This window comes from Microcoleus sp. AT8-A3 (assembly GCF_036705675.1).
Classification (GTDB): Bacteria; Cyanobacteriota; Cyanobacteriia; order Cyanobacteriales; family Microcoleaceae; genus Microcoleus.
Genome location: NZ_JAUBVD010000031.1, coordinates 1 through 15,358, shown reverse-complemented (window position 1 = coordinate 15,358; position 15,358 = coordinate 1). Strand labels below are relative to the sequence as shown.

Annotated in this window: 13 protein-coding genes; 8 read left to right on the top strand and 5 right to left on the bottom strand. The window is 46.5% G+C overall.

The window, feature by feature from the left end; genetic code table 11:
- Positions 1–43: 43 nt before the first annotated feature.
- Positions 44–1,594 carry a phenylacetate--CoA ligase family protein gene (locus QUB51_RS18225; protein ID WP_333262613.1) on the bottom strand — a complete coding sequence of 517 codons (1,551 nt, stop codon included), beginning with the start codon at positions 1,592–1,594 and terminating at the stop codon, positions 44–46.
- Positions 1,595–1,896: 302 nt separating this feature from the next.
- Between QUB51_RS18225 and QUB51_RS18220 the strand changes: the two genes are divergently transcribed.
- The 4 genes from QUB51_RS18220 (at position 1,897) to QUB51_RS18205 (ending at position 7,334) form a co-directional block, all read left to right on the top strand.
- The gene (locus tag QUB51_RS18220; protein ID WP_333262610.1) at positions 1,897–3,801 is read left to right on the top strand and encodes a serine/threonine-protein kinase; all 1,905 of its coding nucleotides are present in this window, start codon (positions 1,897–1,899) and stop codon (positions 3,799–3,801) included.
- A gap of 222 nt (positions 3,802–4,023) precedes the next feature.
- Entirely contained in the window at positions 4,024–4,293 is a 270-nt protein-coding gene (locus QUB51_RS18215; RefSeq protein ID WP_333052807.1) for a hypothetical protein, read from the top strand.
- Between the two features lie 718 nt (positions 4,294–5,011).
- A complete protein-coding gene (locus QUB51_RS18210; protein ID WP_333212390.1) occupies positions 5,012–6,355 on the top strand; it encodes an EAL domain-containing response regulator in 1,344 nt (447 codons plus the stop codon).
- A 202-nt stretch (positions 6,356–6,557) separates the two neighbouring features.
- Complete coding sequence (locus tag QUB51_RS18205) at positions 6,558–7,334, top strand: response regulator (protein WP_445243023.1); 777 nt, start codon at positions 6,558–6,560, stop codon at positions 7,332–7,334.
- Positions 7,335–7,435: 101 nt separating this feature from the next.
- On the opposite strand, the gene QUB51_RS18200 is transcribed toward QUB51_RS18205, so the two are convergent.
- Positions 7,436–8,161: a pentapeptide repeat-containing protein gene (locus tag QUB51_RS18200; protein ID WP_333052810.1), complete on the bottom strand. Its 726-nt coding sequence runs from the start codon at positions 8,159–8,161 to the stop codon at positions 7,436–7,438.
- A gap of 191 nt (positions 8,162–8,352) precedes the next feature.
- Positions 8,353–9,552, bottom strand: coding sequence for a phosphoglycerate kinase (locus QUB51_RS18195; RefSeq protein WP_333052811.1), 1,200 nt, complete (start codon positions 9,550–9,552; stop codon positions 8,353–8,355).
- Positions 9,553–9,735: 183 nt separating this feature from the next.
- Between QUB51_RS18195 and QUB51_RS18190 the strand changes: the two genes are divergently transcribed.
- Both QUB51_RS18190 and ylqF read left to right on the top strand, forming a co-directional pair.
- A complete protein-coding gene (locus QUB51_RS18190) occupies positions 9,736–10,149 on the top strand; it encodes a universal stress protein (protein ID WP_333052813.1) in 414 nt (137 codons plus the stop codon).
- Between the two features lie 267 nt (positions 10,150–10,416).
- On the top strand, positions 10,417–11,271 hold the full coding sequence (gene ylqF, locus QUB51_RS18185) for a ribosome biogenesis GTPase YlqF (protein WP_333052815.1): 855 nt from the start codon (positions 10,417–10,419) through the stop codon (positions 11,269–11,271).
- A 19-nt stretch (positions 11,272–11,290) separates the two neighbouring features.
- Here the strand turns inward: ylqF and QUB51_RS18180 are convergent, their stop codons facing one another.
- On the bottom strand, positions 11,291–12,106 hold the full coding sequence (locus QUB51_RS18180; protein WP_333052817.1) for an MOSC N-terminal beta barrel domain-containing protein: 816 nt from the start codon (positions 12,104–12,106) through the stop codon (positions 11,291–11,293).
- A 232-nt stretch (positions 12,107–12,338) separates the two neighbouring features.
- On the opposite strand from QUB51_RS18180, the gene QUB51_RS18175 reads away from it, so the two are divergent.
- Positions 12,339–13,064: a carbonic anhydrase gene (locus tag QUB51_RS18175; protein ID WP_333212395.1), complete on the top strand. Its 726-nt coding sequence runs from the start codon at positions 12,339–12,341 to the stop codon at positions 13,062–13,064.
- Between the two features lie 345 nt (positions 13,065–13,409).
- On the opposite strand, the gene QUB51_RS18170 is transcribed toward QUB51_RS18175, so the two are convergent.
- Complete coding sequence (locus QUB51_RS18170) at positions 13,410–14,597, bottom strand: tetratricopeptide repeat protein (protein ID WP_333052820.1); 1,188 nt, start codon at positions 14,595–14,597, stop codon at positions 13,410–13,412.
- Positions 14,598–14,897: 300 nt separating this feature from the next.
- Between QUB51_RS18170 and QUB51_RS18165 the strand changes: the two genes are divergently transcribed.
- The gene (locus QUB51_RS18165) at positions 14,898–15,167 is read left to right on the top strand and encodes a GlsB/YeaQ/YmgE family stress response membrane protein (RefSeq protein WP_333052822.1); all 270 of its coding nucleotides are present in this window, start codon (positions 14,898–14,900) and stop codon (positions 15,165–15,167) included.
- Positions 15,168–15,358: the final 191 nt, after the last annotated feature.

The window sequence follows — 15,358 nt, the reverse complement described above, 5'->3', positions numbered from 1 at the left end:
ACACAAGACTTTTGAAAACGGATAACTCATCAATTCAAACTACTTATTGCCGCGTGTATCGGTGCTTCACCCCAATCGGAAAATACTCCGCATCGCCCGTCTCCGTTAATGTCACCACAGGTAACTGATATTCTGGCGGCACATAATTAGCAAATTCGCTGTTTAGCCGCCGCAATTGTGCGAGAATTGAAGATGCGATCGCCTGCTGCATCTCCTCGTCGCCCTCCACCCCCGCTGCTAATTCCACAACCACCGATAAAAACCGATTTTGATCCACATCTTCCTTGACTTGCAGCACAAATTTTCCCGTCACCCATTCCCGAATCGTGGGAACTTCTAAACCTACGGTGACATTTTCCGGGTAAATGTTAGCACCGAAGTAGGAAACGGTAAAGTGCGTTAGCGAAGCCCTCGAAGAGGATCGCCCGAATACATAGACAAATGGCAAGCAGCGAATTCCTCTGGGGAAATCAGAAACTTTCATAGCTGCTGCTTGCTGCAAACGTGCCACAGGGTTAAATCCCCATTCAGCCAAAAAATTGAGCATTGCTTCGTAACAAATTAAACCGCCGTTATCGGAGATGTGATAGCGTATTAGCGGGATGCCGTTGTCGCCAGAAAATAATAGCGTGCCGTCATTATTCACTTCAAAAAAGCGGCTTTTCGGATCGTACTGCACCAGCGTTGGCAACCGCGATTCCCCGAATAAATTGCGGGAAGCTTCGGGATTGTTTGCTAAAAAGCGGCGGATGCAAATGCTCAGCGGTGTCTCGTTGCCCAAAACGCCCGCATCCGCAGTACCGTAAAGGCTCGCAGAGTTGTAATATAGATTGTCAGAATTAGTGCGATCGCTCACCAAACTCCGCCATTCTTCGCTAAACACTTCCCCCGCAAACACCATCTTAATTCTGTATTTTTGCCACTCCACACCCCCAGCAATTCCGCTATCAATCACATCCTTGATAAATGGCGGATATCCCAACAAAACTACTTGCTCAAAATGCTCCCCAAGTTCCTGCACAACTCGGAATATTTCAGTCTTATTATTCCCAGGTGTCACAACTGTAACTGGATAGCCCTTACTCGCTAGATAGCGGCAGCAATTTGCCGTGTACATTCCGCCTACCCAAGTTCCCAACGCAAAGCAAATGACAGCTAAAGTTGAGCGATTGTCGGCGTAAAAACTGTCGTGAAATATTTGTTCAAAACGAGCGGCAATTTGCAACTCGTCGCTGATAAAACGCGGCCAAAATGTCGGGTTTCCTGTGGAACCCGATGAAACAGCAATGAAATCGCAAGTTTCTAATTTGCCCTGGTAGCACAACTGAGGTAGCGGGTGACAGCGTAAATAATTCTCTTTGGTAATTAGCGGCAATTTTTGGAAGTCTTCAAAGGTTTGAATTGAGGCGGGATTGATGTTATGTTCAGTTAGGAAAGTCTGGTAAGCTGGTACTGTGGCCGCGACTCTTTGAAAAAGCGCGATCGCCCCGGATTCGGCAACTCGATTCTGCTGGTGTTTCAATCGTTCCTCAAGCGGCGCTCTCAAAAACTCTTCAAACGCCCCAATTGCTCGCTGACGCTGTTCTGGCTGCATGATTTGCTCCTTAAAATGCGTATTTTGCACCTCGATCGCTCAAAATTCAATTAGTAGCGCTAACACCCGATCGCACATTGGGCTCGACACTAAAAATTTGAACACACTTTGAGGTCGATCGAAATGCTGGCGCAGTCGATAAACTTCTATAGCAGGAAACCGCTTTTTTAACAATAACCGCAGGTGATGACCAAGCAGCCGATCGACTAATAAACACTGACACAGTATGTCAAGATTAATTCAGCGATCGCCCAAAACTCCCAGTCTCAGTCAAGCGTGAAAATCCGACGCAGCAAGTTCCCATGAACAATCCCATCTACCCCGGCATAACTCTCAACAACCACTACCGCATCGTCCGCGAATTGGGACACGGAGGCTTCGGGCGCACCTACCTCGCTGAAGACGCCCACCGATTTAACGAACCCTGCGTTTTAAAAGAATTTGCGCCCCAAGTACACGGAAGTTACGCTTTACAAAAATCCGAGGAACTGTTCGAGCGGGAAGCGGGAGTGCTCTACAAGCTGCAACACAATCAAATCCCCCGCTTCCGCGAACTCTTCCGCGTCACTATCAGCGATCGAGGCTACCTATTTCTCGTCCAAGACTACGTGCCGGGCCAAACCTACCGCTTTCTGCTCGACGCCCGCAAGCGTCAGGGTTTGCGGTTCATAGAAGCAGAAATCAATCAATTGCTGCTGCAGATTTTGCCCCTGCTCGAATACATTCACTCTCTAGGAGTGATTCACCGCGACATCTCCCCGGACAACCTGATTCTGCGGAGTTCTGACGGGATGCCCGTGCTGATCGACTTTGGGGGAGTAAAACAAGTCGCCGCCACCGTAGAGTCTCTTTTCGCTGAGGCTAACGGCACTCCCGCCCCCGCGACTCGCATCGGCAAGCTCGGCTATGCTCCCGTCGAACAGATGCAGATGGGCATCGTCTCTCCCCACAGCGATTTGTACGCTCTGGCGGCCACGGTTTTGGTGTTGCTGACGGGGAAGGAACCCCATCAGTTGCTCGACAGCCAGACGCTGAATTGGAATTGGCGGGCGGAATGTTCTCTGTCTCCGAATTTGTCCCTGGTGCTGGATAAAATGCTTGCTCAACAGCCGAGCCAGCGTTACTCCTCGGCTCGCGAGGTAATGCTCGCTCTCTCGGGGAATCCGCCTTTACAGCCACCTTTGCCAGCAGCCCCGGATTTTGGGATGACGCAGCCGCCGGATTTCTCGCCGATACCCGTGCCCGCCCCCGCGCCAAAACTGCCGGGAACTCCGGTGCGAATTGCTGCTATTGGCAATCAGCAAAAGATGCCTGCTTGGAAAATGGTTTTGTTTGTGGTGGCGGTGCTCTCAAGTATGGGGGGAATTGGCTGGTTGGCGGGCAATTCTTTGTTAAATCTGAAATCAAAATTGCAGAACGTTTCCCAGCCTTCAAACCCGAAGCAGCAGCAAGAAGATGCTTTGCAAGATCGGTTTGTCAAGCTCAAAATTGACGATCGATTCTATAGCGGTTACGTCAACCTTGTGGACGAGACTTTCTATGCCAAATACCCGGAATTGGGGGGACGATTGTTAAAAGAAGGCGATGACGATCGCCAATGGCGCGAAAGGTGGCAGAAAATCGGCGACGAGTTGCTCGATAAGCTGGAAAATCTCAGCAGCGACGCTAGAGCACGGTTGGGCACTTACGACACCACTGATATCGATCGCTGGAAAACAGAGGTTAACAAGCTGAATTTGAGCAGTCGGGCTTTGTACGATTTGGCTGATGCGAGGTTCTTTTATTGGTTTCCACAACAGCCGCGCGATCGCAATCTCATCGGGAAGCCGATCGGACAAATTTGGCAAGCAATTACCGCCGACGAACTCGAAGCCTTACAAGCTGGATCAACTGTCGAAAGCGTCGAATTTGACCGCCTATCGAAGAGCAAAAGCCTCACAGGCAATCTCAAACCCGGAGAAGGGAAAGCTTACATTGCCAGGTTGGCTCAAAATCAAACTTTGCGCGTGAATTTGCAAGCCCCGCGCAAATCTACGCTACTGTCAATTTATACTCCAGGGCGGACAAAGGGCGCGCGAGCTTTGCTGGAAGATGCAGAAGGGCTGAGTTGGTCGGGATTGCTGGATGATACTGGTTTTTATGAATTTGTGGTAGTTTCTCAAGCATCTGAGCCGATCGCTTACGAGTTGAATCTGACGGCAGAATAACTGCTATTGACGATCGAGCATCCAGGATACAAGCTCCCGGATTCATCCGTCCAGAAATAAAACACCTGTATCCGATAAAGGATCCCCCGAATTGATCCGTGGGGTCGCCTCTAAAATCTAAAATCTAAAATCTAAAATCTAAAATCGATTGACGCTCTCTATCCACCCAGGCAATAATAAGGTAATACCAATCAGATAAGTTGTCGGGTTCAAACAAAGAATATGCTGAGATTCGCGATCGTAGCTTTAGTGACTTTGGGATTAGTATTGGTGACTGCACTAGGTTTACATCCGGCCAATGCGACAGTCAGCACTCCCGAATTTTATGCTTGGAACTTTGCCTCTGTAGGCAGTAGCGAGCTGGTTTGTAAAAAGACCAGGGTAGTTCCGCGAGACCTGATAATTCCGTCATCATCCATGCACGCTGTCAGTATCACTTCTGCAATTGTAGATGAAAAATTTTGCGCCAATTCCACTAAGCCTGTGAATTAAGGCCGTGGATAATAGGATTTCCGGTTATAGAACCATAGGAATGAGAATTAAATAACTTCCACTCTTGAAAGTGGGATGGGCTCTTATAGCCCGTCCAAAAAAGACGGGCGGGACGCCCATCCCACAATAACAATTAAAATTGTAAGTTATTTAATTCGCGATCCATAGTTAAGTTATCCCTTAGTCGATTTTAGATTTTAGATTTTAGATTTACTTCACAGATGAATCTGGGAGATTGAACCTTAATCTAAAATTTTGATCTCTCCACGACTGTTGTCTGAAAGCAAGTATCTTTGTTTGGATGAATCAGGATGCAGCATCCTGTCCTGATTCATCCATTGAGAGAAAACTCTAGTTTGTCAGTAAAAACACGGGCTAATTATCAACAATTAACCGGACATCATATAAGTGATAGCCTGAGTAATTTCCGCCATCGGCGCACTGAAACTGTTCGCTAATTTTTTTTATGAGAAATATTGCTAATTTTGTCATAAAAGTTTATCAAAGGAGTCGGGTGCAGCCCTTTTCTGCTGTTGAAAGAGAGCGAGATATTCCCAATTTCGGCAGTTCTTTGATTGTGACTTAAGAACCGAGGGAAAATATTCAGCCATTTGGCTAATCATTTATTGGCTAATTGGCCCAATTACTAATTCCCTAGTTTGAGTATGCTAGAGTTAGTCAGGTTCAGATATATAGTGCCATCTGTTATCTAAGTATCATGCTCAAAATTTTGGTGATTGAAGACGACGAATTAATCCGGGAAACTCTTCTGCAACTCCTGGAATCTCACAGCTACCGGGTCATTGCGGCCGAGAACGGTCGAGTTGGAGTGCAGATGGCACTTTCGGAGATACCGGATTTAATTTTGTGCGATGTGCAGATGCCGGAACTCGACGGTTATGACGTGTTGCGGACTCTGCGGCAAAACTCGCTAGCTGCAACAATTCCATTTATTTTCCTCACGGCTCAAAGTGACAAAACCGATTTTCGTCGCGGGATGGAATTGGGAGCCGACGATTACCTGACAAAGCCGTTTACCAAGGCTGAATTGCTGGGAGCCATTGCTTCTCGCGTCTTGAAACGGCAAACTATTACTCAACCGCTGACAGTCGCGCTTAGCCAAGCAGAAGCCAGACTCAAAGATTTAGTTAACGACTCCACCAAGGTTACGACTCTCTCTCCTGAAAAGTTTGCTCTCGAAGCTTTGCTGCGCCACGCTTTGGCACAAGGCGAGTTTCAGGTATATTATCAGCCCCAGGTGAATATTGCGACAGGCCAAGTTATCGGCGCCGAAGCTTTAGTGCGCTGGCAAAATCCCGATCGAGGTATAATTTCTCCCTGCGAATTTATTCCCTTAGCAGAAGAAACAGGTTTAATTATTCAGATTGGCGAGTGGGTACTGCTTTCAGCTTGCGCTCAAGCCGCTAGTTGGCTGGCGGCGGGGTTTTCGCCCTTTACAATATCAGTAAACTTGTCGGCCCGGCAGTTGTCCGACCCGGAACTCAAGGCGCGAATCGTGCAAATATTGGAAACTACAGGTTTAGAGCCTGCTAATTTAGAATTAGAAATGACCGAAAGCGCTTTGGTGGAAAATGCGACAGTAGCAGGCGCTACTTTAAACCAACTAAAAGCTCTAGGAATTCGGATTGCTATTGACGACTTCGGCACCGGTTACGCTACTTTAGGATATCTTAAGCAATTTGCTTTTGACAGTTTAAAGATCGATCGAATTTTCGTCCGTAATGCCAACGAAGATCCTCAAAATGCTGCTATTACTACAGCAGTAATTTTACTGGGTCACAGTTTGAATATGACCGTAATTGCTGAGGGAGTGGAAACAGAAGCAGAACTAGATTTTTTGAAACAACATCAGTGCGATATCATGCAGGGGTATCTGTTCAGTCGCCCCGAACCAGCGGCGATAATTGAAAGTATGTTGGTTGCCGCCCCGAGTTTGTTCGGGCCGCCCTCAGCAGCACCTGGTCGCGTTGTCCCTTTTGTACCTGTGTCCGAACCAGAAAAATCTAAAAACCTTTCAATGTCGCGTCTAGGAATAGTATAAGTGTCACTAAGATTTCTGTTTAATAGGATAAAATTCTTTCTTTTACCTTCTATTTTCTGCAGAAAAGTGGACGCTTCCTCATAAAAATTTGTAGCTTTTGATGATAGGCGAGTCAAAGAAGGAGATTGTTCCCCATATTGCTCTACTGCTTCCCCTTTTATGCGCTAGGCGCCCCTAATCGGACGATTTGAGAAAGTGTGGCGTGTTGAAATTGCGAGCCTTTATCAAGTTGCAGGAGGTAAACTCAATTAAGTTCCTACTTTGGGACTGGCAGTTTCAAAAACTGTCCAACTGGAATTGGTGCAAGCCTGTCATGGAAAGAATATTAGTGGTGGACGACGAAGCAGACTGTCAAACAGTCTTAGCAATGTACCTGGAAAGTCAAGGATATCGGGTGGAATGCGCTAATTCAGGGGTGGAGGCGCTCTCGATTTTTGAAAATGCCCCCCCAGATTTGGTAATTTCAGATGTCATGATGCCGGAAATGGACGGGTTTGAGTTTTGTCGCCGTTTGAGAACTACCCGTTTGGGACAATTAGTCCCCTTTATATTTTTGTCGGGTCAAGGCGAGTTGGAGTCAAAAGTTGAAGGTCATGCGATCGGCGGTGACGATTATCTGGTAAAACCTTTTCAGTCTGAAGAAATCTTAGCCAAGGTAAAAGCGCAGTTAGAGCGCTCTCACCGGATTCACGCCGAAATTGTCCGACTGCTGCAAACTTCTAGCGGTAGGGCGGTGGAACCACAATTTGTGGCAGTATTGCCACCACCTGCACCTTTGCCTTTAACACCAGCCGAAGAAAGAGTTTTTTGGGAGGTTATCCAGGGTTATACTAACAAACAAATTAGCGATCGGCTGTTTATTAGCCCCCGGACTGTGCAAGCTCATTTAGGCAGCATTTTCAGCAAATTACAGTTAGAAAATCGTGCTCAGCTTGTGAGATTTGCCCTAGAAAGAGGATACAAACCACCTCAAACTTAGCTCGGATATCAACCTAGGGTGCGCCAGCCAGGGGATTTTAGATTTTAGATTTTAGATTTTAGATTTACTCTACAGATTCATCTGGGAGCTAAAACTAGAGTCTAAAATTTTTCTTCCACATTCAAAACACAATAAGGATAATTAGTTATCACACAAACCCCTGGCCCCAAATTCGTACCCCGGAAGTTTGCCCGTTCCAAATCACCCTGCCGCACATTATTCGCCGCATCAATATTTGTCCCGGCCAACTGAGCCCTCGGAAGCCGAGTATTTGACAAAATAGCATTCTGCAAATTAGTATCCCGCACATCCGCGAAAGACATATCCGCTCCGCTTAAATTCGCACGATTCAAATTAACTCTAAACAGCAGCGAACGCCTCAAATCGGCATTCGACAAATTAGCTTGCAGCAAATAAGCTTCGCCCAGATTCGCATTAAAAAGTTTAGCACCGCGCAAATCCGCACTCGTCAGATTCGCTCGCCCCAAAAAAGCATTAGACAAATCCGCATTTCGCAGATTAGCACCATTCAATTCAGCCCCGTACATCTCCGCATTAACTAAGTTAGCATTGGCCAAATTAGCATCACTTAAATCCGCTTCCAGCAAATTAGCTTCATAGAGATTTGCTCCGCTTAAATCCGCTCCTCTTAAATTAGCTCTGTACAAGCTAGCCTTGAACAAATCAGCATTTCTCAAGTCACAGCCTTCGCACTCTTTAGTTTCCAGCAATTGCCTAACATGATCTGGATTTTGAGCTTGAACGGGAGCTGCCAGCCCAAACAAAGCTAAACTTGCCGCTACAGTTGCCAAGAGTTTAAGTTTCACAAACAAACCTCACTGCTACTTCAAACAAATTATACTAGCAAACTATAGACTTAAAACCGATATCCTTCTCTCTTTTCTCTTCCTCTGCGTTCTCTGCGCCCTCTGCGGTAAATATTCAAAAAAATGATTCGCAGCCAAAGATATAGACCTGCTTCCAGCAAGGCGGGCAAAGCCCGCCCTACTTAACTTAATTAAGCTTCATCTAAAGCAGCAACACCAGGCAATTCCTTACCTTCGAGCAGCTCCAAACTAGCACCGCCACCAGTAGAAATGTGGCTCATTTGTTCGCCTAAATTCAACTGTTCCACAGCCGCCACCGAGTCACCACCACCGATAATTGTGGTAGTACCAGTTTTAGTAAGTCCAGCCAAAGAATGAGCAATACCTTCAGTTCCCACAGCAAACTTCTCCATCTCAAACACGCCCATCGGCCCGTTCCAGATGACAGTTTTGCAATCGGCCAAAGCATCTTGGAAAGTTTTTACTGAATCCGGGCCGATATCCAAACCCATCCAACCGTCAGGGATGCTTTCAACAGGGACAGTTTGAGTGTTAGCATCAGCAGCAAACTTGTCAGCAACTACCACATCAGTAGGTAACAGAAAAGCAACTCCCCGTTCCTTCGCCTTAGCTTCCAAAGACTTAGCCAGTTCAAGCTTGTCATCTTCCACCAAAGACTTGCCCACGTTCAAGCCGCGAGCTTTGTAGAAGGTGAAAACCATGCCACCGCCCAACAGCAGTTTGTCGCACTTTTCGAGCAGTTTTTCAATGACTCCAATCTTGCTGGAAACCTTAGAACCGCCGATTATAGCAGCTAAAGGACGTTGCGGATTGTCGATCGCACTGCCGAGATATTGCAGTTCCTTCTCCATCAAAAACCCAGCCACAGAAGGACTCAGATACTTAGTAACGCCCTCAGTAGAAGCGTGAGCCCGGTGAGCAGTACCAAAAGCATCATTGACATACAAATCGGCCACAGAAGCTAACTTCTTAGCAAATTCTGGGTCGTTTGCCTCCTCCTCTGGGTAGAAGCGGACATTTTCTAGCAACAGCACATCGCCATCTTGCATCGCGGCGACTGTAGCAGCGACTTCATCACCGATGCAGTCGTCAGTCTTTTTGACCTCTTTGCCCAACAATTCCGACAGGCGCACAGCAACCGGCGTCAAGCGCAACTTCTCCGTCACACCCTTGGGACGGCCGAAGTGGCTGCACAAAATCACCTTAGCGCCCTTGGACGCTAAATCTTGAATTGTCGGCAGAGCCGCCCGGATGCGAGTATCATCGGTGATATTGCCGTTGTCGAGCGGCACGTTAAAGTCCGCCCGCACCAATACCCGTTTGCCCGATAAGTCCGATGCCGATAAATTTGCTACAGTTTTTTTTGTCACAGGATTAACCTCCTAATATGTGTGTTTTTGTCGAATTCCGTTGAAATGGCGGCACTGGTAACTTGCACCCCGGCCTCGGACGCATTCAACCGCGCCCGTACAAAAAACGGAAGATGGAACAAACGGCACTGATTGGCTTAACCTAAACATTTTATCGGAGTCCGTGTCCCGGAGATGTGCAGTATGTTCAAGACAGTCTTATTTCCTGTAGATCAAAGCCGAGAAGCCCGCGAAGCTGCCGAAAAGGTTGTCAATATTGTGAAAACCTACGGTGCTCGTTTAGTTATTCTGTCGGTAGTCGAACCCCCCGCCGAGGAGGGCGACGCCCCACCGTCAGAGGTGATGACTTCCCCCGAAGCAGTCGCCAAACTTCTTTCTGAGGCCCAATCGATGTTTTCCCAGCAGGGAATTGAAGCTGAAATCATCGAACGGGAAGGCAAACCTGCTTTCACGATTTGCGATGTGGCTGACGAAATTGGGGCCGATTTGATTGTGATGGGCTGTCGGGGGATGGGTTTAACCGATGATGGGGCGTCTGACAGCGTTACCAATCGGGTGATCAATCTGTCTCCTTGTGCAGTTTTGATTGTGCCTTAGTTATTAGTCATTAGTTATTAGTCATTAGTTATTAGTCATTAGTCACGTGTTATATCGTGTCCGACTAAATAAACCTAGATTCTGTAGGGGCGGGTTCACCCGTATCTATTATGTAAATCCAGGGTATGCGTAAACCCGCCCTGACACAGCGACTAATGGCTAATGACTGGTGGCTAATGACTGCTGACTAATGACTGGTGGCTAATGACTGCTGACTAATGACTGCTGACTAATGACTAATAACTAATAACTAATAACTAATAACTAATGAAAATTCACTGGTATCCCGGTCACATTGCCAAAGCTGAACGGGCATTAAAAGAACAGCTAAAGCGGGTAGATGTGGTGCTCGAAGTCCGAGATGCCCGCATTCCCTTGGCTACTTATCACCCCCAAATGCCGAGTTGGGTGGGCGGCAAGCCGCGAGTATTGGTCGTCAACCGCATGGATATGATTACGCCTCGCGCGCGCGAGGCGTGGGAAACATGGTTTGAGTCCCAGGGGGAAACTGCATATTTTACTAATGCCGAGCACGGTCACGGAGTACATGATGTGGCGGATGCGGTGCAGAATGCTGGGGTGCAGCTAAATCAAAGAAGGTTCGATCGAGGTATGCTGCCCCGTCCAGTCAGGGCAGTGGTAATGGGATTTCCCAATGTCGGAAAATCGGCTTTAATTAATCGGTTGTTAGGGAAGAGAGTGGTGGACAGTGCCCGCAGAGCTGGAGTAACTAAATCGCTGCGATGGATTCGCATTTCTGACGAAATTGAATTATTAGACGCCCCCGGAGTGATCCCAACCCGAATTAACAATCAAGAAAATGCCATAAAATTAGCTATTTGCGAAGATATTGGCGAAGCAGCTTACGACAATCAGGTAGTAGCAGCAGCGATGGTAGATTTACTCCAAGGGCTGCAGGCGGCTGATGACACGTTGATATCACTATCTGGTTTCAAATCCAGGTATAAATTAGATGCAGCCTCTAGTAATGGTGAAGATTATTTGCACGAGGTCGCAAAAGACAAGTATAAAGGAGATGTCGAACGAACGGCGAGACAGATGTTAAACGATTTTAGAACTGGTGTTTTGGGTCAACTTACTTTGGAGTTGCCGCCGGCTTGAGCAGATTCGTAACCTACAACTAATCAGAAATGGTATTAAATAGGGATTTGCTGACGGTGATAATTTGAACTTCGTCTCCTATATGTAATATTTTTTCTGCTGGTTGAGGTGCGAGCCGCGTGTTAACTATCAGCCGACTAAAGTGATTTAAATGCCCTTTTTTTACCAAGTCAGGCATAATTTCCTTCTGCTTGGCTGTTAGTATATTTTTAAAATTTAGATCGCTTGCTTGCGCCGCATAATTTTGCGTAGATAGGATACAGGGATGACCGGGATTAATAGCTTCAAATATTACAGTCCCTATTTTAAACCTCACAATTTCATCGGCTTGTGGTAAAAGTTGGTCTTCCCAAAAAGCCGGGACATCTCCTATTTCAATATTAGCTCGCAAGCGATGGCGCATCTCGTTAACGCAGACTCTCGGAAACCAAGATGCAACTTCGGCAATTGTTTCGGTACTGATAATGCTTGGCCCTGGTGCAGCGGTATTGTCGGGAAAACCTGTCAGCAAGTTTTCAATTAATTTGACAGGGAAACCGAAGTAGCTGGTCAACCAAGATTCTATTGCCAAGCGTTCTCTATCTACATGAAAAAATATTTCTTGTTCGGTGCCTTGAATTTTCAGGCCGGCAATTCTCTTTTTGATGTCAAATGATAAGCGTAGAAAACGGACTCCGCTGTTGTGCTTAGTGTTAACCAATTCTCCTGCTGCATCGCAGATTGCAAAAGAGCGATCGCCTTCTAGAGCTCCGCTGGCTAGAATAGTTGCTTGACTGACTGCTATGCCGTCAAGGGACTTTACCGGATAGATATGAATGCTGGCGACGTAGGACATTTCGATCCATTGATAAATAATTGTCGTTTTAGATACATTCTAGCATCCCTGTCCGCAGAAGGATGACTGCCGTTGACTTTACTAAATAAAATATGAATGAAATAAAAATGGGCTACTTTTTTGAAGTTTATATTGTGCCGGAGCAGCTTGTAAAGAAAAATCAAAGAAGTCTGGCTGAGCTTGTGGTATATCTTAGGGTATAAATAGAAAAAATTGAACCGAGTTACAAACAATGAATGAAAGCGAAAGTAGAAGCATGATTTCGCGACGGAATTTAATGCTGAGGGCTGGTGCAGGGATGCTGGCGGCCAGCTTGGCACCTGCGTTTTTACAAGCCGAAGCAGCAAAGGCAGAGGCAATCTCTGACCTTACTCCTACTGACATTACTCCTAACAGTGCTCTTAAGAAATTGATGGAGGGTAATGAACGCTACATTGAGCAAAAACGGACATTTCCCGACCAAGCTCGATCGCGAGTTGTAGAAGTAGCACAGGGTCAACATCCGTTTGCAACCATCCTGGCTTGTTCTGATTCGCGCGTTGCTCCCGAAATTATTTTTGACCAAGGATTAGGCGACTTATTTGATATTCGAGTTGCTGGAAATTTTCTCGACGATGTGGTTCTCGGGAATATAGAATATGCCACCTTAGAATTAGGCGTGCCACTATTAGTAATTCTGGGTCACGAACGCTGCGGTGCTGTCAAAGCAGCTTTAGATGGTAAAGCTGTGCCTGGTCACATTAGCACTTTGGTGGCGGCGATTAAACCTGCAGTTGATTCGACCAAAGGTCAAACAGGCGATGCCTGGGATAACGCAGTCAGAGCTAATGTGAAAATGAATGTAAATAAGTTACAATCCTCGTCGCCTATTTTAGCGGAAGCAGTCAAAGCGGGCAAGCTTAAAGTTGTTGGGGGCCGCTACGATTTGGATAGCGGCAAAGTAGAGATAATTTCTTGATTTTGCTGGTAATTGTTACAGTTTGTAGGGGTAATGCCCCCGTGCTTACCCCGTCCGGTTCTAGGGGCAACCGGGCGTGGGATTGCCCCTACAAATTATTTGGTAAGGAATGAGAATTAAATAACTTCCACTCTTGAAAGTGGGATGGGCTCTTATAGCCCGTCATGAGTGGACGGGCGGGACGCCCATCCCACAATAACAATTGAAATTATAAGTTATTTAATTCGCGATCCTAACAAGTTTAGATCGAACCGATTTCTTGCAGTAATGCCCCCGTGCTTACCCCGTCCGGTTCTAGGGGCAACCGGGCGTGGGATTGCCCCTACAAATTATTTGGTAACAAGTTTAAAGTAAACCCATTTCTTGTAGTCCCCGGCGCAGGCGTTCTGCTTCAAAGGGGCGGCGCTGCTCGTGAAGGGCGATCGCTCTTTTGAATTCTGCTAAACTTTCTGGCATTTTGCCAATTTTCAGCAAGGCTACTGCCAAGTTTTGATGAGCTTCGGCGTGTTCGGGATCGATTTTTATCGCTTGTCGGTAATAGGCGATCGCATCTGCTAAATTTCCGGCTGCCTTCAGCGTCAATCCTAAATTGTAGTGACCTACTCCAAAATTAGGGTCAATTTTTAAAGCTGCTTTGTAAGCTTTTTCAGCAGATTTCAAATCTCCTTCATCTTTGAGCAAATTGCCCAAATTATTGTAAGCACCCAACTTGAGCGCGGGGAACACATCTGTATTAATTGCCGCTTGATAGTGTTCTTTTGCTTTAACAAATTGCTGCTGCTGGCGATATGCAATTCCCAAATGATAGTTGAGTTCGTAAAGAATAGAATCATTAATTGCCTCCGCAGTCAAGCCTTTAGTTAATAAATTAATTCCCCGCCCGATTTGCCCGCTTTCTACATAAAGCGCACCTAATTTGCTACAAGCATAAGCATCGTTTGGATAATAAGCGATATAGCGTTCCATTGCTGCTTGAGCTTTTTGGAATTTACTTTTGGCGGCGATCGCATCTTTTTGATAACCAGAGTGCCAAATCGCCACATCGGGGAGAGAAGCTATTTTCCAATTTGGTTCCCTGTGCAAAATCTCAGCCACGCTGTCGTCTACCATTGCGTGGTAAGGGCGAGAAAAGCGGATATCGAGGCGATTACGGAACAAGCGCGACACTAGGGAATAGGGAGATTGAGAGGCACCGATTTCTTGGCGGATGAGATTGATTAGCAGCAGCCGATCGCTCGCAATTGCCGGCTTTATTTGAGGTAGAATCTCCGGTACCAAAACCTCATCGGCATCTAATACCAAAATCCAGTCGCCCTGGGCGTGCTTGAGACACTCATTGCGCGCCGCTGCGAAGTCGTCGCACCATTCAAAGTCATAAACCCTCGCGCCATATCCTCGCGCAATTTCACGGGTGCGATCGCCCGATCCCGTATCCACCACCACCATTTCGTCAACAACACCCTTAACGCTGTCCAAAGTCCGCGACAGTGTTGCCTCTTCATTCTTCACAATCATGCACAGAGTCAGATCCATCGGGCGCAAACTTTCCTCATTTCACAGAAATATTGTAATTTTTTTAACCACCAAAACACAAAAAGTCCCAGAAAAGATTCTCCTATTTCCCTTTTGCTTTGAGCATAAGTACCTTTCTTCCCTCGAAAAAGTGGGTTAAGTCTTTTGAGATATTAAACAGCCTCAAACTCCGACGATTCATGAGAAATCCTACCACTTTCGGTTCATCCCTGCGGTAGAGGTAAGGGCGGGATAGGGGTTGTTATTCTTAGAACATAAGACAAGGCACAAGAAAAGTTTAAGTATTCAGGAGAAAGAGAAATGGGAATTATTGCTTGGATCGTTTTAGGATTGATTGCCGGTGCGCTAGCCAAAGCCATTTATCCGGGAACTCAAGGCGGTGGCTTTCTGGCAACAACAGGTTTAGGAATTTTGGGCGCCCTAGTGGGAGGTTATCTAGGTCAAGTCTTACTGGGGACGAGCGGGGGAGCATCCTTCGGAGCATTGACTCTACCCAGCATAGCTTTTGCAGTCGTAGGTGCGCTAGTTCTACTTTTCATCTGGGGATTGTTAACTCAGCGTGCTGCATAACAAATATTGCCAATTCCCAGTCGATCGACTTTTAGGGTATTCATAAACCCGGTTTCTTCGAGAAACCGGGTTTTTCAGTTGTTTGTAGATGCGTCAATCGATTGCGCGATTTTAGATTTTAGATTTTAGATTTTAGAGGCGACCCCACGGATAAATGCGGGGGCAATAAGTGATTTTCGATTTTCGATTTT